Source organism: Mesorhizobium sp. WSM4313 (assembly GCF_002294725.1).
In the GTDB taxonomy this organism is placed as follows: domain Bacteria; phylum Pseudomonadota; class Alphaproteobacteria; order Rhizobiales; family Rhizobiaceae; genus Mesorhizobium.
Map to the genome: position 1 here is coordinate 74777 of NZ_NSFT01000017.1, position 22333 is coordinate 97109.

Consider the following 22333-nt stretch of genomic DNA (forward strand, 5'->3'; position numbering starts at 1 on the left):
GGCGGGGCACTTCCACGGTGGGCGCTGGTCCGGCCGCAACCCTTTAGCCCAGTTCGTCTTGCCATGCGCGTAAAAAATCCGCTGGATCTAAGAAAATCGAAATTCCCTGCTCTGGTGATGGGGCGTTCAGCCTCTCAAAGCAGCCGAGATGGCTTCCAGCCCGCCGCGCAACTCCGCCTCTTTCGGCCAGCCGAAACCGAGGCGGAAGAAACGCTTCGGCATCTCGAACCAATGGCCGGGGCCGACATAGGTGCCGTATTCCGCCAGCAGCCTGGTGTAGAAGCGGTCAAGGTCGAAGCCCGCATCGACGTTGAGCCGTGGGAAACCGACGACGCCGCCTTGCGGCCGCACCCAGTCGACCAGTGGCTCGCCGTCGATCCAGTCCTGCACGACGTCGCGGCGCCTGGCCATTTCGGGGAGCAGCGAGGCGAGGAAGGTATCACGGCGTTCGAGCGTGGCGCGGGCGATCGCCTCGTCGATGACGCTGCCGCAGATGCCGATCTGCTCCTTGGCGGCGAGGAAGGTCTCCTGCAATTGCGGATCGCGGGTCATCAGCCAGCCGATGCGGATGCCCGGAATGCCGAAGGCCTTCGACAACGAGCAGACGCTGATGGCGGCGGAGCTGAGCGAGGCCGCCGACGGCAGCCGGGCGCCATAGGAGAGGTCGCGATAGGTCTCGTCGACCAGCAGGCGGCATTTGCGGCTTTCGGCAAGCGTAATCAGCGCGTCGAGATCGGCGCGTGTCATCATCGTGCCGGTCGGGTTGTGCGGGCAGGTGACGCTGATCAGCCTGGTGTTCGGCCGCAGCTCTGCCTTCACACGGTCGATGTCGATGGCAAAGCCCTCGTCGAAATCGAGATCGATGTAGGAGATGGCGCAGCCGATCGCCTTCGGTGTCTCGATGTTGGTGGCGTAGTTCGGCCGCACGACCACGAGATGGTCGCCGGCCGACAGAAGCGACGTGGCGATGATGAACAGCGCGCCGGCCGCGCCAGCGGTCACCAGCACATCATCGGGGGAAAGACCGCTGTCCTGCCCGGCGATAAGCGCCCGCAGTTCCCTGTCGCCGCGGTGCTCGCCATAAAACAGCGTGAGGTCCGGCAGCGCGAGACCGATGTCGGAGAGTTTCTGGTCTGCGATCGAGCTTTCGGAAAGGTTGTAGCGGATGCGCTCGTAGCCGTATTCCTCCGGCGCTTCTTTCTCGATCACCATCCTGGTGTAGTTCATGGCCATGTCCCCAAGCGGTTCATCCTTTTAAACAGACCGCGCGTCCTGTTTTGACGCAATTCCGTACGGCTTTCCTGGAATTGCCTGGTGGAACGGTATCCAAGCCATAAAAGCAGGAAGCCTGCCAAGGCTGATTCCTCGGCAGGCTTCCCTAAACCATTGGTGCAGGCGCGTTATTTCAGGCCGGGGCTTTGGCCTTCCTGGCCCTTGCAGGCTTCGCCGGCTCCGGTTCCGCCTTGCGGCCGAGGCCGATCGACTTGGCGAGCTGCGAGCGCGAGGCCGCGTAGTTGGGTGCGACCATCGGGTAATCCACCGGCAGGCCCCATTTGGTGCGGTAGGCTTCCGGTGTCAGTCCGAAATGCACGCCGATATGCCGCTTCAGCGATTTGAACTTCTTCCCGTCCTCGAGGCAGATGATGTAGTCCGGCGTCACCGAGCGCCTGGGATTGACGGCGGGAACCGGCGGGGGCGCCGCGGGCTCCGCCGGCTGGCTGATCCCGCCGATCGAAGAGGCGACGCTGGCGATCAGTCCGCCCAGGTCGGAAGCAGGCAGGCGGTTTTTGGCGACATAGGCCGATACGATATGAGCGGTGAGCTCGAGAAGGTCGATTTCCCTGGCTGTGCTGGTGTCCTCGTCCACGTAGTCCCTCCATTTCTGCCGCAAGGTCGCGAAACCGATCCGGTTTTCGCGGTGTAATGTCGAAGCGCTGCGAGCGTTGTTTGCGAATTCGGGAAGCCGCAGGGGCCGCAGGCCGGCGAATTCCTAGTCGGCAAATCTGCGCGGCGCAACATTTTGTCGCGTCAATACACGCTGTTTTGAACAATTATACTGAAATGTAACTATATCAGACGACCAGCGCCTTGTCGCGCCACAGACGAAATCCACCCTCGAATGCGCGAGTGTTGTCGCCGCGCCGGGATTTTTCCGGCAATTGATCGAGCTTGTCGACATTGCCGCCGCCGATCACGACATAGTCCGGCTGCAAGGCGGCGCGAAGCCTGTCGACGACGTCGAAAACGTATTTGCGCCACTTCTTCTTCCCGTGCTTCACCAGGCCGCGTTCGCCGACATAATCCTCGAAAGTCGCTCCCTTTTTGTAGGGCAGATGGGCGAGCTCCATGGGTTGGCCGACATTCTTGATGATCATGGCGGCGCCCAGGCCGGTTCCGAGGCCGAGGAACAGCATGCGGCCGCCGTCATAGCTGCCGATCGCCTGCATCAGCGCGTCGTTGACGAGCTTCACCGGCTTGCCGAAAGCGGCGGTGAAATCATAGCCGTTCCAGCCCTTGCCGAGATTGAAGGGATCGAGCGAGGGCTTGTTGTCGCGCACGGGGCCGGGATAACCCATCGAGATGACGTCGTAGTCCAGACCCTCGGCCAGTTTCTTGACCGACGAGACGACCTGGTCCGGGGTCAGGCTCGGTCCGGACGCGGCGCGGCGCATCTCGCCGCCTGCGCTGGTGAGGATCTTCACATGCGAGCCGCCGACATCGACGGCGAGCACGATCGGATCACCGGTTGCCGCGGCTTTCTTTGCTGCCTTCGCCATCCCGTCCTCCCCGAAAGTTATTTGCTCGGATTGATCCAGCCGTCGGGCGGGCCGAAGCCGTTCATGGCATCGACCGGCCCCCAGGTCTTGGGCGCATAGATTGCCGGCGCCGCGGTGTCGCCGAGCACCGGGCCGACGATGCGCCAGGCAAGCTCGGCCGCGTCCTGGCGCGTGAAGAGCTGGCCATTGCCGTTCATGGCGTCGCCGATCAGCCGCTCATAGGGCGGCATGTCGCCCTTGGTGTCGTCGAGCGCGGTCAGTTCCACCTGCTCGCCGATCATGTCGTCGCCGGCGACCTTGCGCTGGGCGCCGATCGAGATCGCCACCTGCGGGTCGATGCGGAAGCGCACATAATTGGCGTCGCCCGGCTTGATGGGGTCGAAGACGTCGAGCGGCGGCCGCTTCATACGCACGATCACCTCGGTGGCGTGGACCGGCATGTTCTTGCCGGCGCGAATGAAGAAAGGCACGTCCCGCCAGCGCCAGGTGTCGACGAAGAAGCGCACCGCGGCGAAGGTCTCGACCGGCGAGTTGGGCCTGACGCCCGGCTCGGCCAGATAGCCGTCGAATTGGCCGCGCACGACATCGTCCTTGGTCAGCGTGCGGATCGCGCGCAGCACCTGCACCTTCTCGTCGATCAGGTCGTCGGCCGAGCGGCCGACAGGCGGCTCCATGGCCAAAAGCAACAGGATGTTGAGCAGGTGGTTTTCGATCACGTCGCGGATGCAGCCGACATCGTCATAGAATTTGCCGCGGCCCTCGACGCCGAAATCCTCGGCCATGGTGATCTGCACGCTCTCGACGAAATTGCGGTTCCAGATCGGCTCGAGGAAGGAGTTGGCGAAGCGGAAATAGAGCAGGTTCTGGATCGCTTCCTTGCCGAGATAATGGTCAATGCGGAAGATCGACTGCTCGTCGAACACCAGATGCAGCACCCGGTTCAGCCAGCGCGCCGACTGCAGGTCGTGGCCGAACGGCTTTTCCACCATCAGCCGCGCGCCGCGCGCGGTGCCGGACTGCTCCAGCCCTTGCACGACCGTCTCGAACATTGCCGGGGGAACGGCCATGTAATGCAGCGGCCGCTGCGCGGAACCCAGCGCCGTCTTCAGCTTCTCGAAGGTCGCGCCGTCGCGGTAGTCGCCGCTGACATAGCGCAGCAGCGAGGCGAGCTTGGAAAAGACCTTGTCGTCGACACGGCCAAGCGCGGTGACGATGCCGTCGCGCGCACGGTCCACCAATTTGGGGAGCTCCCAAGGCTCGAAGGCGACGCCGATCACCGGCTCGCTCAGCGTGCCCTTGGCGACCATCTGGTAGAGCGCCGGGAAAATCTTTTTGTGCGCAAGATCGCCGGTGGCTCCGAAAAGCACCAGCGTGTCGGACCTCTCCTGGCTCATGCAGTCTCTCCCCTCACGCGCCGGTCTTCGGCTTCTCGACATGGCCGCCGAAGGCATAGCGCATGGCGGACAGAAGCTTGTCGGCGAATTGCGATTCGCCCTGGGAAGAGAAGCGGTCGAACAGCGCAGAGGACAGCACCGGCGCCGGGACGCCGGTGTCGATCGCCGCTTTGAGCGTCCAGCGGCCTTCGCCGGAATCGGAGACGCGGCCGCCGAACTGGGCGAGCGCCGGATCGTTCTTCAGCGCGCCGGCGGTGAGATCGAGCAGCCAGGAGCCGATGACGCTGCCGTGCCGCCAGACCTCGGCGACCTGCGGCAGGTCGATGTCGAACTGATAATATTGCGGATTTTCGAGCGGGCTGGTCTCGGCGTCGGCTGTGCGCTGCCTTTTGCCGGCATTTGCCGACTTCAGGATGTTCATGCCCTCGGCATAGGCGGCCATCACGCCATATTCGATGCCGTTATGCACCATCTTGACGAAGTGGCCGGCGCCGCTCGGCCCGCAGTGAAGATAACCGAAGGGCGCCGTGCCGGCATCCTTGGACGGGTTGGCGCCCGCATCGGCGCCAGGCGCCAGTGTGGCGAAGACCGAATCGAGATGCTTCACCGCATCATCGGGGCCGCCGATCATCAGGCAGTAGCCGCGCTCCAGCCCCCACACGCCGCCGCTGGTGCCGACATCGACGAAGTTGATGCCCCTAACCGCAAGCTTCGCCGCCTGGTCGACGGCATCGTGATAATAGGAATTGCCGCCGTCGATGATGATGTCGCCCGGCTCCATCAGCGCCGCCACCTGGTCGACGATCCTGCCGGTGATCGCGGCCGGCAGCATCAGCCAGGCGCAGCGCGGCTTGGCGAGCTTGGCGACGAACTCCTCCAGCGAGGCGGCGCCGACCGCGCCGTCCTTGACCATGCCGGCGACGCTTGCCGAATTGATGTCATAGACGACGCATTCATGGCCGTCGCGCATCAGGCGCCGCACCATGTTGGCGCCCATCCTGCCCAGTCCCATCATACCGATCTGCATGGTTTCATCCCGATTGCTTGAGGAAGGAGAAGTACAATGGCCCTGCCGGATCATGATTGGGCGCCAATGCCGACGCTGAAGTCGACATTCTCCCAACGCATCGCCCCGGGCCAGAAAAAAGTGAAGACGATGGTGGTTCCCGGCTGCACGCGGTTAACGGGCAAATCCACCAGGTGAATGCCGAACGCATTCTCGGTTGTCTTACTGTCCTGCACGGTCAGCCATTTGTCGCTGCTCCAATGGACGACCCCGGGCGCCGACAATTCGACGCGCAGCGCCTTGCCAGCCGGAATGGAGCGGATCTTGTGGTTGAAGCGCCAGATCCGCAGCGGCGAGATCGTCTGGCCCTTGATATAACGTTCGACGCCCTGCGGCGGCAGGTCGAAGACAACGCCGTCGCGCAGCGAGCGCAACAGCTTGATGTGCTGGGCATGCGCCCAGACCAGCGGCATGGCGCTGCCGGACGGTTTGCCCAGCCGCAATTCGCGGTCCGGCATGTCGGGGCGATCCCAGACCTGCTCCGGCAGGAGGCCGCCCACGCCGGCCGAACGTTCGAAAGTCTCAAGCAGTTGCGCCGCCCTATCCCCGCGGCCGGCGGCCAGCTCGTAATGGGCGCGCTCGCCGGCGAGCAGCGGCCACGGCCGCCCCTGGCCGGTGCCGTCGAAAGGCGAGCCGTCCTCGTGCTCGCCATAGCCGTCGCCGGTATAGCGGTACCAGAGCGGCCCCTGCGGCAACTCGCAGCGCAGCTCGGCGTCGATGGCCTTGACGGTGTTGACGATGCGCGGGTCGTCCGCGGCCCTCAGGCCGAAGCGGACCAGCGCCAGCGCATCCGGGCTGATGATCGCCTCGGCGGGCTTGTCGGTGTCGCCCGGTGGCCGGTTCTTGATCGGCACGAAGCCGTCCTTCGGAGACGCGGCGCTGCCATTGTCGGGCGGCGCGATGCGGACATAATATCCGTCGGTTCCCGCCCTGGTGCTTGCCTGCGTACCGGTCACATAGGTCCAGCGCTCGACCTGGTCGTTCCAGCAATCGGCGGTCTCGCGCAGATAGTTTGCCGGCTCATTTTTTCCGCAGGCTTCCAGCATGTCGGCCGCGGCGAGCAGGCCCGCTATTTCCACGGCCAGCGTGAACGGGCTGTAGCCGGCATCCTCTTCCCAGCGGTCCTGGCCGGTGACCGGGCCGTTACGGACGACATAGGCGGCGGCGTTCTCGATCATCGCCAGGAAGTCGGCGAGCTTCGACTTCGGCAGATGGCCGGCACGGCGCAAGGCATCGGCAAGCAGCAGCGGAAAGGCGCATTCATCCATCTGGATGCCGGGCCAGTAGGCGGTGCCGTCGGACCAGCAATTTTGCGGCCAATGGCCGTCCGGCTGCTGGATCGAGCGCAGATAGGCGAGGATCTGCAGCGCCTGCCTGCCGTCGCCGGCCGCCAGGAAGCCACCCGCCGTCTCGACCAAGTCGCGCGGCCAGATGAGGTGATAGCCGCCGAGGTCGTTGTCGCCCTTGTTGAAACCCCAGGGGATCGACAGGCTGGCGACGGCGGCGCCCGGTCTCGCGATCGACAGATGCGTTGCCAGCACCGCGGTGCTGGCGCGGTAGGTGTTCAGGCCGGAGGCGCCGCGGCGGTCGAGTTTTTCCAACCCTGCCTGAAATGTCCGCCAGTTCTCGACATAAGTCTTCGCGGCCGGCTCGAAACCCTGTTGCAGACTTGCAAGCGCAAGGTCGGCGGCTTCCTCCGGCGAAGCGCCGAAGCCGAGCGCCAGCAAGGCAACCGTCCTCCCGGCCGAAAAGCCGATCTCGCCGGTCAGCGCGACATTGCCGTTTTCCGCCGCCAAGCAGGATGGATCGAGCGCGCCGCTGTCGCGCAGCTGCTGCCAGCCGTCGGAGAAGCCGACATAACCGGCCGAGCAGGCGCCCCAGGGCAAAGAGGAGGCGAGCGCCAGCGACACGCCGCGCCCTATGGCGAAGAGAAGACGCTGTCCCTTGTGCTCGCCGATCCAGGCCGTGTTGCCCATGCCGGCATTGACGAGATGCGGCGCAAGCAGCGCATAGACGCGATAGTCGGCCGCCGAGCCCTTGATTGCGCTGAAACGCACTTCCTGCAGCAGCACAGGTCGTTTCGAATCCGTAACGATGCGTTTTTCGATGCGGTAGGCGCCATCGGAAGCGGTGTTGCTGAACCTGTAGCCGGGCACCCCGTCCTCGAAAGGGTCGACGGTGTGGGCCGCATCGCGTTTCTCTTCGGAAAAATAACCGTCGGGGCCGGTGACGATCAGCCCCAGGTCGCGCGTGCAGGCGCTGTCGAGGTGCGGATAATAGATTTCATTCAGGATGCCGTGGCTGGTGGTGAACCAGAGCGGGCTTTTTGCCGAAAGCGCGGTTCCGACGCTACTCTTGGCACTTGACGTCCAGCGCGCCGGAATTCCGGGCGCGCCTTTAGCAACGGTCGGCGTCACTGCCATGCACTGGCCTCCTGCCGCGTTCCTAGACCAGGAGTCGCCGTCTTTTCAATCGTCGCACCGCAAGTTGATCGAGCAGTGCCAATGCTTTGGAGTTGACAGCTTGCGGTTCCTCTGAATTTGTCTGACAATAGATAAAAAACAGAGATTTCGTGTTAACAGCAGCAACCTCGGGAGGAACCGACATGAAGAAACTGCTCGTATTGAGTGCATTTGCGGCGATGCTCGCCTCGGGCACCGCGCTTGCCGACACCAGCGGCAAGAAGATCGCCTTCTCCAACAATTATGCCGGCAATTCGTGGCGCCAGGCGATGCTCGACAGCTATGCGATCGTCACCAAGAAGGCGGTCGAGGACAAGGTGGTCGCGGCAGCGGATGTCTTCACCACCGCCGACAAGGAAGTGCCGACTCAGGCCGCCCAGGTGCAGAACCTGATCCTGCAGGGCTATGACGCCATCGTCATCAACGCCGCGTCGCCCGATGCGCTGAACGGCGCCATCAAGCAGGCCTGCGATGCCGGTATCGTCGTCGTCTCCTTCGACGGCATCGTGACCGAGCCTTGCGCCTACCGCGTCGTCGTCGACTTCAAGGACATGGGCAAGCAGGAAGTCGAGCAGATGGCCAAATTCCAGCCCAAGGGCGGCAATCTGCTGGAAATCCGCGGTCTCGCCGGCACCTCGATCGACGATGCCATCCATGCCGGCATCCTCGAAGGCGTCGCCGCCCATCCCGAGTTCAAGATCGTCGGTTCGGTGACGGGCGACTGGGACCAGACGACGGCGCAGAAGGCGGTGGCGACCATCCTGCCGTCGTTGCCGGATGTCGTCGGCATCGTCGACCAGGGCGGCGACGGCTATGGCGCCGCGCAGGCCTTCGCCGCGGCCGGCAAGCCACGCCCGACCATCATCATGGGCAACCGGCAGGACGAGCTGAAGTGGTGGAAGGAGCAGAAGGAGAAGGACGGCTACAAGACCTGGTCGGCCTCGATCGCGCCCGGCGTGTCGACGCTGGCCTTCTGGGTGGCGCAGCAGGTGCTCGACGGCCGCAAGGACATCCCGCATGACCTCCTGGTGCCCTATCTCGCCTTCACCCAGGACGATTTCGAGGCCGCGCTGCCGAAGATCAAGGAAGGCGGCGTCGCCACGCACGAATACACGCAGGAAGAAGCTATCGCGGCGATCAAGGCCAACATCAAGCAATAGCGGTGGGCACATTGCGGTCCGCATCGCCAACCGGATAAAGTTGAGGATGCTTCAGGCTATTGCGGATATCGTCAGGCTCAACGGCGCCGAAAAGCATTTCGGCGCCGTTCGGGCGCTTAACGGCGTCGACTTCCATGTCGGCGCCGGCGAATGCGTCGGGCTGGTCGGGCATAACGGTGCCGGCAAGTCGACGCTCATGCACATGGTGGCCGGCACGCTGCGGCCGGATGGCGGGCAGATCGCCGTGCGCGGCAATCAGGAAGCGAGCTATTCGGTGGCGCGCGCGCTCGAGCTTGGCATACGCTGCGTCTTCCAGGAGCTGTCGCTCTGCCCCAATCTCAGCGTCGCCGAGAATACTCGCATCAATCACCCCGCGCTTACCGGTTTCGGCTGGCGGCGCCGGGCCGCCGACCTCATCCGCGCCAAGCTGGACGAGATCTTCCCGGACCACGGCATTTCGGCGGACGACATTGCCGGCGACCTTTCGATCGGGCGGCGCCAGATGGTCGAGGTGGCGCGCGCCTTCACGCTGACCCGCGAGCCGCTGCATCTGGTCATCCTCGACGAGCCGACCTCCTCGCTCGACGCGCATACGGCGGGCCAATTGCTTTCATTCGTGCGCCGCTTCGTGGCGGCCGGAGGCAGCTGCATCCTGATCTCGCATGTGCTGGGCGAGGTGCTGCAGAACGCCGACCGCATCGTGGTGATGCGCGACGGCAAGGTGGTCGCGGCCGATGCCGCGAGCGCGTTCGACCGCGACAGGCTGGTCGCGGCCATGGGTGGCGCCGAGGGACATCACAAAGCCGCCGCCGAGGCCCGCAAGACCGAGCCAGGAGCGCTCAGGGTGCGGGCACGCCCGGCCAGGCAGCAGGACGGCAAGGAGCTTGTCGCGCGCGCGGGCGAGATCATCGGTCTTGCGGGGCTTGCCGGCCATGGCCAGACAGACCTTTTGCTGTCGATCTTCTCGGCCGCCTCCCGCGCCAGGACCGGCATCGAGGTGACGGCGCCAGTGGCATTGGTCGCAGGCGACCGCCAATCGGACGGCATCTTTTCGCAATGGTCGATCGCGCAGAATATCGGCATCCGTTCGCTGGCGCGGCTGCGCAGCGGCCTGCTGATCTCGCCGCAGCGCGAGGCCGAGCTTGCCGAATTCTGGAAGAAGAAGATCGGCATTCGCACGCCGGACATGAACAACAACATCTATTCGCTGTCGGGGGGCAACCAGCAGAAGGCGCTGTTTGCCCGCGCGCTCGGCTCCGACGCAGAGATCGTGCTGATGGACGACCCGATGCGCGGCGTCGATATCGGCACCAAGCTCGAAGTCTACGACCTCGTGCGCGAGGAGGCCGTAAAGGGCCGGACCTTCCTCTGGTACACGACCGAGACCGAGGAGCTCGACAATTGCGACCATGTCTACGTCTTCAAGAACGGCCGGATCGTCGCCAATCTTGGGCGCGACGAGCTGACGGAGGAAAAGATCATCCAGTCCTCGTTCGGCGATGCGGCCTGAGATGACGGCGATCGCTCCCGGCACTGTCCCGAAAGCCTCGCCGCGCGGCAGCGCCGCCCGGGCGCGCATGCTGCGCGGCCTTTTGCCGGCTTTGTCGCTGGCGCTGGTGCTGATTGCGATTGCCTGGCTCAACCCGCGCGCCATCAGCTATTTCGGCTTCAACCTGATGCTCAACCTGGCGATCCCGATCGCGCTGGCGACGATCGCACAGATGTTCGTCATCGCCGGCAACGAGCTCGACCTGTCGATAGGGACGTTCGTCGGCTTCGTCGGCTGCGTCACCGCGACATGGCTGCGGGACGCGCCGCTCCTCGGCATTCTCGTGCTCATGGGTTCGATCGGCGTCTATGCATTGCTCGGCGCGCTGATCCACCTGCGCAATTTGCCTTCGATCGTGGTGACGCTCGGCATGAGCTTCGTCTGGCAGGGGCTTGCGATCCTGATCCTGCCCAAGCCCGGCGGCAGGGCGCCGGACTGGCTGCTGTCGATCCTGTCGTTCAAGCCGCCCTACATTCCGTTCCCGATCCTTGCCGCGCTGCTGATCGCCGCGGTCGTGCATTTCGGCCTGATGCGCACGTCCTACGGCGTCATCCTGCGCGGCTCAGGCGGCAATGCCGCGGCGCTGAGGCGCGCCGGCTGGTCGCTGCTCAAGACCAAGGTCGTGCTGTTCGCGTTGACCGGCCTTTTCGGCGTTCTGTCCGGCATGGCGTTGATCGGCATCACCACCTCGGCCGACGCCAATATCGGCAATGGCTATACGCTGCTCTCGATCGCCGGCGTCATCCTCGGCGGCGGCGAGTTCGTCGGCGGCCGGGTGTCGCCGATCGGCGCCGTCCTCGGCGCGCTGACATTGGCGCTGGCCGCCTCGCCGCTCTTGACCTTCATGCACATCCCGCCCGACTGGCAGGTGGCCGCCAATGGCGCGATCCTGATCATCGTGCTGGCGGCGCGGGTGCTGATCAGTCGCAGGGAGCGGTAAGCGATGACCTCGGTGCGGACGCTGCTTGAAAAGCCCTGGATCTGGTCCTTCGTCGGCGCTCTGGTCGTCTGGCTGGCCACGATTGCCTTTACCGGCGGCTACGGCGCCGGCGGCATGGTCACGGCGGCGCTGTCGCTCGCCGTCTTCACCGTCATCGTCGGCGTTGGCCAGATGTTCGTCATCACGCTGGGACCCGGCAATGTCGACCTGTCGCTGCCGGCCAATATCGGGCTGGCCAGCGCGGTCGCCATGAAGGTGATGGGCGGCAGCGATGCCATGATCGTGGTCGGGCTGCTTGCGGCACTCGCCTGCGGCGCCGCGATCGGCGCGATCAACTATCTGCTGATCTGGGCGCTGCGCATCCCGCCGATCATCGCGACGCTGTCGGCGAGCTTCATCATCCAGTCGGTCGACATCAGCTACGGCCGCGGCCTGCAGATCAAGCCGCCGCCGGGCTTCGCCGATTTCACCAACTGGCAGGTGCTGGGTATTCCGGCGCTGGCGATGCTGGCGGTCGTCTTCACCATCGGCGCCGCGCTGGCGCTGCAGCGCATGATCTACGGCCGCTCGGTGCTGGCGATCGGCCAGAACATCCGCGCCGCATGGCTTGCCGGCGTCCATGTCGGCCGCATCCGCTTCCTCACCTACACGCTGTGCGGCGCGCTGGGCGGCATCGACGGGGCGCTGCTTGCCGGCTATTTCCGCGGCGCCAATGTCGATATCGGCAACGAATACCTGCTCGCCTCGATCGCGGTCGTGGTCATCGGCGGCACCTCGGTCGCCGGCGGCAAGGCCAATGTGCCGGGCGTCTGGGGCGCCGGCCTGTTCCTGGTGCTCCTGCTCACCATGCTCAACACGTTCGGCGTCAGCGCCGGCGTGCGGCTGGTGCTGACCGGGCTGATCATCGTCGGGGTGATCACGGCGGCCGGCGGCGAGAAGGCCGTTCGGTAGTCTTATTTGGCTGTCTTGGCGCGCGCGATCGCGTCGACGATCATCTTCTTGGCATATTTGGAATCGTGCCAGCCTTCGATCTTGACCCATTTGCCGGGCTCGAGATCCTTGTAGTGCTCGAAGAAGTGCTGCACCTGCTGGCGCGTGATCTCGGGCAGATGCGTGTATTCGGTGACGTTCTCGTAGCGCAGCGTCAGCTTGGGCGAGGGAACGGCGATCACCTTCTCGTCCTGGCCGGCATTGTCTTCCATGATCAAGACGCCGATCGGCCGTACATTGATTACGCAGCCCGGCACCAGCGCCCGGGTGTTGCAGACCAGAACGTCGATCGGGTCGCCGTCGCCCGACAGCGTGTGCGGCACGAAGCCGTAATTGCCGGGATAGCGCATCGAGGTGTGCAGGAAGCGGTCGACGAACAGGGTGCCGGCCTCCTTGTCCATTTCGTATTTGATCGGCTCGCCGCCGATCGGCACCTCGATGATGACGTTGACGTCCTCAGGCGGGTTCTTTCCTGTCGGCACGGCTTCGATACGCATGGCTAAATCCCTCTCTCGGTTGGAAGACCGATAGCGGGCGAAACGTCATGGTGCAATGCGGCGAATGGCACTGGACGCTGATGGAAGCGCACAGTTTGTGATGGATTGTAACCTAGGCGACGTCAGTCATTCCAGACGAAAGCCACTTTCTTGAGCGCCTTCTGCTCGAAGACCTCGACGCCTTCGGCGATATCGCGGCCGCCATTGCCGGCGTAGAAGGCCAAGGCGTTGTGATTGTCCTCCAGCGCCCAGACCACCAGGCCGCGCAGGCCGTGGTCGGCGAGCCGGGCCTTGGCCGCCTTGAACAGCCGGCTGCCGAGCCCGATGCCCTGATATTCCGGACGAAGATAGAGCTCGTAGATCTCGCCCTGCTGGCGGAGTTCGCGGGCGCGGTTCTTGCCGATCGTGGCATAGCCGGCGACGGTTCCGCCGATCTCGACGACCAGCACGGTGGCGGCGCGGCGAATCGCGTTGGCCCACCAATCGACGCCGCGACGGTTGATCATCGAGGTCAGCGTGCGATGCGGGATGATGCCCGAATAGGCGCCGCGCCAGGCCTGCTGGTGCACCTCGGCGATGGCGCTCGCGTCGCGCGGTTCTGCCTTCCGGATGTCGATCGTCAGCGTGTTCATGGTTGGTTAACCATAAACCCGCCTCGGGCAATTGCAAAGAGTCCGCCAACATGCCTCCTCGCTTTCGCACAGGCGAAAGGTGGGTGCGCCGACGAGGCGTTCATTTCCGTAAAATCAGCGCAAACGCCGGAGATTGGCTGAAGCCGCCCAACCTCGTCATTCTATGGCGGAGCAAGGAGCGAAGCGACGCGGCGCAGACCCTAGAATCCATGCCGTGACCTTAAGGCGTTGCCACGGCGCAGAATTCTGCTCCGTTGCACGCTGTGGCGAAGGTAACGGCATGGATTCTAGGGTCTTCGCGACGGAGCTCCGCTCCTGCTCCGCCCTAGAATGACGATCGCGATGGGCGTTTCGGCCAATCTCCAAGGCGTGTCGCCTGCCGATGCAACAGAGCCGACCGGTCAAGATCCCAATACGGGAACTAGTCAGATTTCGACGAGATGATCATCGAGCTCGTTGGTGTCGCCTTCGGTGACCGGGAAATGCTCGGCGAGCACCGCGCCGACCGTGCCGATAGCCTTGACGAAGCCGTCGGCCAGCCGGTCGTCACCGGCATGTCTGGTCAGATCGCCCACCACGCCGTCCCAGACATGCTGGCCGACCTTGGCGTCGATACCGGAATCGGCGACGACCTCGGCATAGCGCTCGGCAACGGAGACGAAGATGAGCACGCCGGTGCGCGCGCTGGTGCGGTGGACGTTGCGGGCCAGGAACTGCTTCATCGCATTGGCGTGCGCCGCCTGATAGCGCAGCCTTCTCGGCACGAAATGAATGCGCAAAGTGGGCAGGAACCAGAGCAAAACGAGCACCGAGGCCAGCGCCAGCGCTTGCGCCAGCACGAAATGCGGCAGCCGTATGGACAGCCACCATGCCTCCAACCCATAGGCGACGGCGAGGCTGGCGACGAACACGCCGATCGTCGTCGTGAACGCGGCCGGAAAGAAGTAGCCGTCGCTGGCCCGAGCGACGACGCAGTAGATCTCGCCGTCGGTCTTCAACTCGGCGGCGCGGATCGCCTCGGCGATGCGGTCATGGTCCTCGGCGCTGATCGGTCGCGTTGCCATGGTACCTCACCAGCTTCCCGAAGAGCCGCCGCCGCCGGACGAGCCGCCGCCGCCGGAAAACCCGCCACCGCCGCTGCCCGAGGACCAGCCACCCCCGCCCGACGACCAGCCTCCGCCCCCGGACGACCAGCCGCCGGAGGAAGAGCGCCGGTTCTGATCGAAAGTCATGCCCAGCCAGCGATAGCGGCCCGGTCCGATCTTCTGGCCGAAGATCGGCGGCAGCACCGTCATCGCAATGCCGCCGAAGAAGATCAGCGCCCAGATGGTGATGAAGATGGCGAAGAACAGGTCGTCTGAATTGAACGGCGCCTGTTCGTTGCGCTGGCCGCGCGCTTCCAGCTCCTCGGGATTGCCCTGCAGCACCATGATCATGTCGTCGACGGCCTTGGTGATCCCGCCGGAGAAGTCGCCGGCGCGGAAGGCCGGCACCATGTCGTTTTCGATGATCAGCTTGGTGTGCAGGTCGGTGAGCGTGCCTTCCAGCCCGTAGCCGACCTCGATGCGCATCTTGCGGTCGTTGGGCGCGACCAAGAGCAGCACGCCGTTGTTTTCCTTGGCTTGGCCGAGTTTCCAGAAACGGAACAGCCGGTTGGCGTAAGGCTCGATCTCCTCGCCGCCGAGGCTGGGTATGGTGGCGACGACGATCTGGTCGGAGCCTTTTGTCTCGAAGTCGGCGAGCTTCTGCGTCAGCGCCGCGCGCGTGCCGGCATCGATGATGCCGGCATTGTCGACGACGCGGCCGGTGAGAGCGGGCAGGTCGGCGGCGAGGGCGGCGAGGGGGAGGAGGAAAAACGAGAGAAGCAGGCCAAGAACCGCGGGGTATGCGTTCTGTCGCGCCCCCCTCTGTCCTGCCGGACATCTCCCCCGCAAGGGGGGAGATTGGCAGCTTCGTCGCCGGTTTTCTCTTTCAGAGGCTGAAAGTTGGCGAAAGCGCGGATGACGGCTGATCTCCCCCCTTGCGGGGGAGATGTCCGGCAGGACAGAGGGGGGTGTGAAGGAACTCAAGGCCTGCAAGCTCGATTAAATCGCCGCTCACCCGCCCTGCTTCGTGCTCGTGCCGAAATCGACCTTCGGCACCTGCATCTTGTCTTCCTCGACGGTGAAGTTGGCGAACGGCTCGTTGCCGCGGAACCAGAAGGTCGCCCACAGGACCGAAGGGAAGGTCCTCAGCGTCAGATTATAGTCCCTGACCGCCTGGATGTAGTCACGCCGCGCCACCGCGATGCGGTTCTCCGTGCCTTCGAGCTGCGCTTGCAGCGCGAGAAAATTCTGGTTCGCCTTGAGGTCGGGATAGGCTTCCGACACCGCGATCAGCCGCGACAGCGCGCTGGTCAGGCCGGCCTGGGCATCCTGGAACTTCTTCAGCGCCTCGGGATCCTTCAGCGTATCCGGCGTCACCGTGATCTGCGTTGCCTTGGCGCGCGCCTGGACGACCGCGTCGAGCGTATCTTTTTCATGCGAGGCATAGCCCTTCACCGTCTCGACCAGGTTCGGGATCAGGTCGGAACGGCGCTGATATTGGTTGAGCACCTCGCTCCAGGCCGCATGCGCGTTCTCTTCCGCGGTCGGGATGGTGTTGTAGCCGCAGCCGGCAAGCAGCGGCAGCACGAAAGCCATCATCAGGAAGGCGGCAAGGCTGCGGAAGGGGGAAGGTGGTGAGAGGCGCTCGGCAATCATGATTGGTCCCTCGACAGAAGTTGCGCGCGAAGCATTACCACAATCCACGCGTAAGAAAATGTCCGGCCGATGACGCCTGCTCCGGCTCGGGCGCGAGCCCCTGTGAATAGTCGAGCGAACAGGATTTCATCGTCTTGTTTGACGCCATTCCGGCCGGAAGGCTACGGCGAAGGCGCCGATCCTAAACGCTTCGCACTTTTCCTGGAATTGCTCTAAGGTCCGGGCAGGAAAGGGCAATTGCCATGGCCGAGCGCCGGGACGACGAGACCGAATCGCGCCGCATCCTCGAACGCGTGGCGCGCGAGACGGCGCCGGGCGGCGCGTCGTTCATCGTCCGCACGGCGAAGGATGCGCGCGACCGCGTGACCGCCGGCGACACCGACCGCACCGATCCCATCGAATATTGGGGTACCCGCATTGGCCGAACGCTCGGCTTCCTCATTGCCATTGGGCTATTGGCCTGGCTGGTGTATGCCGCAACGCGTGGCGGCTAGGAACAGATTTCCATGAGTGCAGAAAAAATCGACGCGCCGCGCGCGGTCATCGTCATCTCCAGCCATGTCGCCCGCGGCTCGGTCGGCAACCGCGCCGCCGTCTTCGCGCTGGAGACGCTGGGCTTCCCGGTCTGGGCGGTGCCGACCGTCATCCTGCCCTGGCATCCGGGCCACAGCCGGGCCACGCGCATCGTTCCGCCGCTCGATCAGTTCAAGGCGCTGATGGCCGATCTCGAGCGCGCGCCTTGGTTGGGCGAGGTGCGGGCCGTGCTGTCGGGCTATCTCGGCGAGGCCGGCCAGGCCGACGCAGTCGCCTCGCTGGTCGCCGCCGTCAAGGAAAAGACGCCGAACGCGCTTTACGTCTGCGATCCGGTGATGGGCGATTCGGGCGGGCTCTATGTGCCCGAGCCGACGGCGGCCGCCATGCGCGACAAATTGATGCCGATCGCGGATATCGCCACGCCCAACCGCTATGAGCTGGAATGGATGGCGGGCGCGCCGCTGCCCGACATCAAGGCGGTGACGGCGGCGGCGCTTCACGCCGGCCCTTCGACCATGCTGGTGACCTCGGCGCCCGCGATGATGGCGGGCGGCACCGGCAATTTTCTGCTCGACGGCAGCCAGGCGCTGCTTGCCGAGCACCGCGTGATCGAGAAGCCGCCAAACGGGCTGGGCGACCTGACTGCGGCCGTCTATCTGGCGCGCGTTCTCTCCGGTCAGCCGCCGGTCAAGGCGCTGCAATCGACCACCGCCGCCGTCTACGAGATTCTGGCTCGCACGGCGAAGCGAGGCGGCGACGAGCTGCAGCTCGAAACCGACGTGCAGAGCCTGTCGCACCCCATGGCCATGGTGCAGTTGCGCCATCTCCTGCATCCGGGGCGGGACAAGCGGGCGTGAAGCTCGCAGGCGTCGACGGCTGCAAGGCCGGCTGGATCGCCGTCCACCGCGAAGCGGACGCCGCGCCGTCGGTCTCGGTCTTCCCGAGCTTCCAGGCGCTGCTCGACGCGCTGCCGGATGCAACGATCGCCGTCGACATGCCGATCGGCCTGCCGGATTTTTCGCGCAAGGGAGGTCGCGGGCCGGAAGCGCTGGTGCGGCCTCTGCTCGGGGCGCGGCAATCCAGCGTGTTCGCCATCCCCTCGCGGGCGGCGCTCTATGCCGATACCAGCGGCTTCACCACGATCGAGGCCTGGTATGCGGCGCATCGGCTGGCAAGCGCGACGGCATTGGCAACGTCGGATCCGCCGCGCGGCGTTTCCATCCAGGCCTTCGGCATCTTTGCCAAGATCCGCGAGATCGATCAGCTGTTGATCTCGCGGCCCGATTTGCGTGGCCGCATCTTCGAATCGCATCCGGAAGTGGCGTTCTGCCGGCTGAACGGCGGCACGGCGATGGCCTTGCCGAAGAAGATCAAGGGAGCGGTCAACCCGGCAGGCATGGAGGAGCGCAAGGCGCTGCTTTGCCGGCACGGCTACAGGAAAGCCTTTCTCGACCAGGCACCGCCACGCGGCGCGGCGAGCGACGACTTGCTCGATGCCGCGGCCGTGATGCTGATTGCCGGGCGCATCGCCAGCGGCGAGGCAAAACCTTCCCCAGATCCGCCATTGATCGATCGTTTCGGCATTCCCGTTGCCATCTGGGTGTGACGAAGCCATGAATGCCGCATCGCGATTGCGACGGGCTCATCCGCAATTCGGCATTGCTCGCGACCGACTTTTGCCGCTAGAGGCTTTCCCAGACTTCAGGCAGACATCGCTCGAACACCGACATTCGTGCCGCATCCAACCCGGAAAGGGCCCAGACGCCGCCCATGCCTCACCTCCCTGAGCACCTCCTCGCCGGCTATCGCAACTTCATGGCCGGCCGCTATCCCTCGGAAAGCGACCGCTATCGCTCTCTGGCGCGCGAAGGCCAGGCGCCGGAAACGATGATCGTCGCCTGCTGCGATTCCCGCTCAGCCCCGGAGGCGATCTTCGACGCCGGGCCGGGCGAGCTCTTCGTGCTGCGCAATGTCGCCAATCTGGTGCCGCCCTATGAGCCGGACGGCGAATATCACTCGACATCGGCCGCGCTCGAATTCGCCGTGCAGAGCCTGAAGGTGAGGAACATCGTGGTGATGGGCCACGGCCGCTGCGGCGGCATCCGTGCCGCGCTCGACACCAATTCCTCGCCCCTGTCGCCCGGCGACTTCATCGGCAAATGGATGAGCCTGATCGCGCCGGCCGCCGAGACCGTGGCCTCCAGTACCATGATGACGGCGACCGAGCGTCAGACGGCGCTGGAGCGTATTTCAGTCCGCTATTCGATCGCCAATCTCAGGACCTTTCCCTGCGTCTCGATCCTCGAAGGCAAGGGCAAGCTCTCGCTCTACGGCGCATGGTTCGACATCTCGACCGGGGAGCTGTGGGTGATGAACAAGGAAACCGGCGATTTCGAGCGGCCTGAGTTGTGACGGAGGGATAATGCACCGGAGCCGGTGGAGGTTCTTTCTCGCGGCGGCGCTGTTCATGTCCACGGTCGCCCGCGCCAGCGCCGATGACGGCGCCATCATCGATCGCTGGTATTCGGCGCTGCTGGCCGCCGACAGGACCGAATTGTCCGAATTGCTTGCCGACGACGTGCGCATGAAGCTGGACGACATCGGCGTCGTGCAGACCAAGCAGGATTTCATCGCCTCGATCGACGAATGGCAGGGCGCGGTGACGGGCGCCGCGATCCGTCATCGCATTGAAAAGAGCGAGAATGGCGAGACCACGGTGCTCGCCTGCTACGACTTCCCCAGCAACGACATGCTGATGCGCGAGACTTTTACCATCGCTGACGGGCGCATCGTCGTCAGCACGCAGACGGCGGTGGCGCAGGATTGCAGCGGCTATTAGTGTTTGCGTTTGTAGGGGGCATTCTTGAAGATTGGCTGACGCGCTTGTCAGGTCGTCATTCTAGGGCGGAGCAAGGAGCGAAGCGACGTGCGCAGACCCTAGAATCCATTCCGTGATTTCCGAGCGTTGCCACGGTGCAGAATTCTGCTCCGCTGCGTTCCTCGGCCAAGATCACGGAATCCTCGGGTCTGCGCTCCGCTTCGCGTCGCTCCGCCCGTGGATGACGAGGTTGAGAGCCTTCAGCCAATCTCCAGCGTTTGCGATGGACCAGCGCATTTCACTGTTCCACGGAAAACGGCGAGCCGCCTTATCCCTTGAATGGTCTAAGGCGAAGCCTGGAGCGACCCTTGTTGCGCGCTGCGTAGCATCGTCCTACATCCGGGGCAGCCTGCCGCTCCCAATTCACCGAACTCCCCAGTTGGATTTGCCCATGTCAAAAACCGTCGATCTCGCCGCCCATCCGCTGACCGTCTGGCAAGGGCCGCTAGGCCTGCCGGATTTCTCGCGAATCGGCGACAATGATTTCGGGCCGGTCTTCGATGCGGCGCTGGCGGCGCATCAGGCCGAGATCGACGCGATCGCCGGCAACAGCGAGACGCCGACGATCGAGAACACGCTGGCCGCGTTGGAACTCGCCGGCGAGGCGCTCGACCATGTCTCGTCGATCTTCTGGTGCCGCGCCGGCGCTCACACTAACGACACGATCCAGGCGATGGAGCGCGAAGTTTCGCCAAAGATGTCGCGGCATTTCTCGGCGATCTCGATGAACGAAAAACTGTTTGCCCGCATCGACGATCTCTACCAGCGGCGCGACAGCCTCAAGCTTGATGCCGAAACACTGCGTGTCCTCGAGAAGACCTGGAAGGGCTTTGTCCGCTCGGGCGCGAAGCTCGATGGCGACGGCAAGAAGCGGCTCGCGGCGATCAATGAGGAACTCTCCTCGCTCGGCACCAAATTCGGCCAGAACGTGCTCGCCGACGAGCGCGACTGGGCGCTGTTCCTCGACGAGGCCGACCTTGCCGGCCTGCCGGACTTTTTGAAGAGCGCGATGGCGGAAGCGGCCGAGATGCGCGGCCAGAAGGGCCGCTATGCGGTGACGCTGTCGCGATCGATCTACGAGCCGTTCTCGACCTTCTCGGAGCGCCGCGACCTGCGCGAGATCGCGTTCAAAGCCTTCATCATGCGCGGCCAGAATGGCGGCGCCTCCGACAACGCCGATGTGGTGCGCGACATGCTGAAGCTGCGCGCCGAGAAGGCGAAGCTGCTGGGCTACGATTCTTTCGCGGCGCTGAAGCTCGACGACACGATGGCGAAGACGCCGAGGGCCGTGCACGAGCTGCTCGATCCGGTGTGGGAGAAAGCCCTGGAAAAAGCGGCCGCCGACCAGAAGGAGCTGGAGCGGCTGGCGGCGGAAGCCGGCAGCAACGAGAAATTCGCGGCCTGGGACTGGCGCTTCTACCAGGAGAAGCTGCGTGCCGAGAAATTCGCCTTTGATGAGGCGGAGCTGAAGCCTTACCTGCAGCTCGAACGTGTCATCGAAGCCTGCTTCGATGTCGCGACACGCCTGTTCGGCATTACCTTCGAAGAGAAGAAGGGCATAACAGCCTGGCATCCCGATACGCGTGTTTTCGTGGTGAAGAATGCCGACGGCAGCGAACGCGGCCTGTTCCTCGCCGATTATTTCGCGCGGCCGTCAAAACGCTCCGGCGCCTGGATGAGCGCGCTTCGGTCCGGCTACAAGCTCGGCGACGGCGCCAAGCCGGTGATCTACAACATCATGAATTTCGCCAAGCCGCCGGCCGGCGAGGCGGCGCTGCTGTCGGTCGACGAGGCCAAGACGCTGTTCCACGAGTTCGGCCATGCGCTGCACGGGATGCTGACCGACGTCACCTGGCCGTCGGTCTCCGGCACTTCGGTCAGCCGCGACTTCGTCGAACTGCCCTCGCAGCTCTATGAGCACTGGCTGACCGTGCCGGCGGTGCTGGAAAAGCATGCGCTGCACGTCAAGACCGGCAAGCCGATGCCGAAGGCGTTGCTCGACAAGATGCTCGCCGCTCGCACCTTCGGCGCCGGTTTCGCCACGGTCGAGTTCACCGCTTCGGCGCTGATCGACATGGCCTATCATGCGCGACCCGACGCGCCGGCGGAGCCGCTTCGATACGAGGCTGAAACGCTGGAAAAGCTGCATATGCCCGACACGATCGCGATGCGCCACCGCACCCCGCATTTCGGCCATGTCTTCGCCGGCGACGGATATTCAGCCGGCTATTATTCCTACATGTGGTCGGAAGTGCTCGACGCCGACGCCTTCTCGGCTTTCGAGGAGACGGGCGATGCCTTCAATCCGGAACTCGCCGAGCGGCTGCGGAAGAACATCTATGCCGCGGGCGGGTCGAAGGATCCGGAGGAGCTTTACACGGCATTCCGGGGGAAAATGCCGTCGCCTGAGGCGATGATGGCGAAGCGAGGGCTGGTGTAGCGCCTTTTTTCCTTCTCCCCCTGTGGGAGAAGGTGGATCGGCGCGCAAGCGCCAAGACGGATGAGGGGTGTTCCAGGGAACGCCAGCGCCTCACTCCGCTGGAACACCCCTCATCCGGCCGCTTCGCGGCCACCTTCTCCCACAAGGGGCCTGTTGCGTAATTGGCTGGTTGTGATTCTCTGAGAGGAAGCTCGGAGGGAATCGCGATGGCTGTGAAGCAGACGGGACAGTTGAGCCTGGCGGAGGCGTTTCTAGGCGACAAGCTTGCGGGCG

The 22333-nt window shown here is 64.5% G+C and carries 21 protein-coding genes; 10 read left to right on the plus strand and 11 right to left on the minus strand.

Features of this window, described 5'->3' with window-relative positions:
- Positions 1-126 precede the first annotated feature (126 nt).
- The 6 genes from CK219_RS26635 to CK219_RS26660 form a co-directional block, all read right to left on the minus strand.
- The gene (locus CK219_RS26635) at positions 127-1227 is read right to left on the minus strand and encodes a pyridoxal phosphate-dependent aminotransferase (RefSeq protein WP_095769620.1); all 1101 of its coding nucleotides are present in this window, start codon (positions 1225-1227) and stop codon (positions 127-129) included.
- A gap of 178 nt (positions 1228-1405) precedes the next feature.
- Positions 1406-1867 (minus strand): MucR family transcriptional regulator, encoded by a 462-nt coding sequence (locus CK219_RS26640; RefSeq protein ID WP_095769591.1) that lies wholly within the window; start codon positions 1865-1867, stop codon positions 1406-1408.
- Between the two features lie 205 nt (positions 1868-2072).
- Positions 2073-2777: an ROK family protein gene (locus tag CK219_RS26645; protein ID WP_095769592.1), complete on the minus strand. Its 705-nt coding sequence runs from the start codon at positions 2775-2777 to the stop codon at positions 2073-2075.
- Positions 2778-2794: 17 nt separating this feature from the next.
- Positions 2795-4171 carry a glucose-6-phosphate dehydrogenase gene (gene zwf / locus CK219_RS26650; RefSeq protein ID WP_095769593.1) on the minus strand — a complete coding sequence of 459 codons (1377 nt, stop codon included), beginning with the start codon at positions 4169-4171 and terminating at the stop codon, positions 2795-2797.
- 13 nt (positions 4172-4184) lie between these two features.
- Positions 4185-5198: a phosphogluconate dehydrogenase (NAD(+)-dependent, decarboxylating) gene (gene gnd, locus CK219_RS26655; protein ID WP_095769594.1), complete on the minus strand. Its 1014-nt coding sequence runs from the start codon at positions 5196-5198 to the stop codon at positions 4185-4187.
- A gap of 50 nt (positions 5199-5248) precedes the next feature.
- Positions 5249-7660, minus strand: coding sequence for a glucan 1,4-alpha-glucosidase (locus tag CK219_RS26660; protein WP_095769595.1), 2412 nt, complete (start codon positions 7658-7660; stop codon positions 5249-5251).
- A 182-nt stretch (positions 7661-7842) separates the two neighbouring features.
- Between CK219_RS26660 and CK219_RS26665 the strand changes: the two genes are divergently transcribed.
- Genes CK219_RS26665 through CK219_RS26680 form a run of 4 tightly spaced genes read left to right on the plus strand, consistent with a single transcriptional unit; the run spans position 7843 to position 12299 of the window.
- Positions 7843-8859: an ABC transporter substrate-binding protein gene (locus tag CK219_RS26665; protein WP_095769596.1), complete on the plus strand. Its 1017-nt coding sequence runs from the start codon at positions 7843-7845 to the stop codon at positions 8857-8859.
- Between the two features lie 46 nt (positions 8860-8905).
- Positions 8906-10369 carry a sugar ABC transporter ATP-binding protein gene (locus CK219_RS26670; protein ID WP_095769597.1) on the plus strand — a complete coding sequence of 488 codons (1464 nt, stop codon included), beginning with the start codon at positions 8906-8908 and terminating at the stop codon, positions 10367-10369.
- 1 nt (position 10370) lies between these two features.
- On the plus strand, positions 10371-11348 hold the full coding sequence (locus CK219_RS26675) for an ABC transporter permease (RefSeq protein WP_176477162.1): 978 nt from the start codon (positions 10371-10373) through the stop codon (positions 11346-11348).
- A gap of 3 nt (positions 11349-11351) precedes the next feature.
- Positions 11352-12299 (plus strand): ABC transporter permease, encoded by a 948-nt coding sequence (locus CK219_RS26680; protein WP_095769599.1) that lies wholly within the window; start codon positions 11352-11354, stop codon positions 12297-12299.
- 2 nt (positions 12300-12301) lie between these two features.
- Here CK219_RS26680 and ppa read toward each other — a convergent pair whose 3' ends face one another.
- The 5 genes from ppa to CK219_RS26710 form a co-directional block, all read right to left on the minus strand.
- Positions 12302-12835 carry an inorganic diphosphatase gene (gene ppa / locus CK219_RS26685; RefSeq protein ID WP_095769600.1) on the minus strand — a complete coding sequence of 178 codons (534 nt, stop codon included), beginning with the start codon at positions 12833-12835 and terminating at the stop codon, positions 12302-12304.
- Between the two features lie 122 nt (positions 12836-12957).
- Complete coding sequence (locus CK219_RS26690; RefSeq protein ID WP_040991512.1) at positions 12958-13467, minus strand: GNAT family N-acetyltransferase; 510 nt, start codon at positions 13465-13467, stop codon at positions 12958-12960.
- A 425-nt stretch (positions 13468-13892) separates the two neighbouring features.
- Positions 13893-14531 carry a TPM domain-containing protein gene (locus tag CK219_RS26695; protein ID WP_095769601.1) on the minus strand — a complete coding sequence of 213 codons (639 nt, stop codon included), beginning with the start codon at positions 14529-14531 and terminating at the stop codon, positions 13893-13895.
- Between the two features lie 6 nt (positions 14532-14537).
- Entirely contained in the window at positions 14538-15401 is an 864-nt protein-coding gene (locus CK219_RS26700) for a YgcG family protein (RefSeq protein ID WP_095769602.1), read from the minus strand.
- A gap of 162 nt (positions 15402-15563) precedes the next feature.
- Positions 15564-16208, minus strand: a complete 645-nt coding sequence (locus CK219_RS26710) for a LemA family protein (RefSeq protein ID WP_095769603.1) — start codon at positions 16206-16208, stop codon at positions 15564-15566.
- 242 nt (positions 16209-16450) lie between these two features.
- On the opposite strand from CK219_RS26710, the gene CK219_RS26715 reads away from it, so the two are divergent.
- The 6 genes from CK219_RS26715 to CK219_RS26740 all read left to right on the plus strand — a co-directional run bounded on the left by CK219_RS26715 (position 16451) and on the right by CK219_RS26740 (position 22060).
- The gene (locus CK219_RS26715) at positions 16451-16702 is read left to right on the plus strand and encodes a hypothetical protein (protein WP_095769604.1); all 252 of its coding nucleotides are present in this window, start codon (positions 16451-16453) and stop codon (positions 16700-16702) included.
- 12 nt (positions 16703-16714) lie between these two features.
- The gene (gene pdxY, locus CK219_RS26720) at positions 16715-17599 is read left to right on the plus strand and encodes a pyridoxal kinase PdxY (protein WP_095769605.1); all 885 of its coding nucleotides are present in this window, start codon (positions 16715-16717) and stop codon (positions 17597-17599) included.
- Positions 17596-18348 carry a DUF429 domain-containing protein gene (locus CK219_RS26725; protein WP_095769606.1) on the plus strand — a complete coding sequence of 251 codons (753 nt, stop codon included), beginning with the start codon at positions 17596-17598 and terminating at the stop codon, positions 18346-18348. Before pdxY ends, CK219_RS26725 begins: the two co-directional genes overlap by 4 nt.
- 164 nt (positions 18349-18512) lie before the next feature.
- A complete protein-coding gene (locus CK219_RS26730; RefSeq protein ID WP_095769607.1) occupies positions 18513-19154 on the plus strand; it encodes a carbonic anhydrase in 642 nt (213 codons plus the stop codon).
- Between the two features lie 55 nt (positions 19155-19209).
- Positions 19210-19581 (plus strand): nuclear transport factor 2 family protein, encoded by a 372-nt coding sequence (locus CK219_RS26735; protein ID WP_245340628.1) that lies wholly within the window; start codon positions 19210-19212, stop codon positions 19579-19581.
- A 424-nt stretch (positions 19582-20005) separates the two neighbouring features.
- Positions 20006-22060, plus strand: coding sequence for a M3 family metallopeptidase (locus CK219_RS26740; protein ID WP_095769621.1), 2055 nt, complete (start codon positions 20006-20008; stop codon positions 22058-22060).
- Positions 22061-22333: the final 273 nt, after the last annotated feature.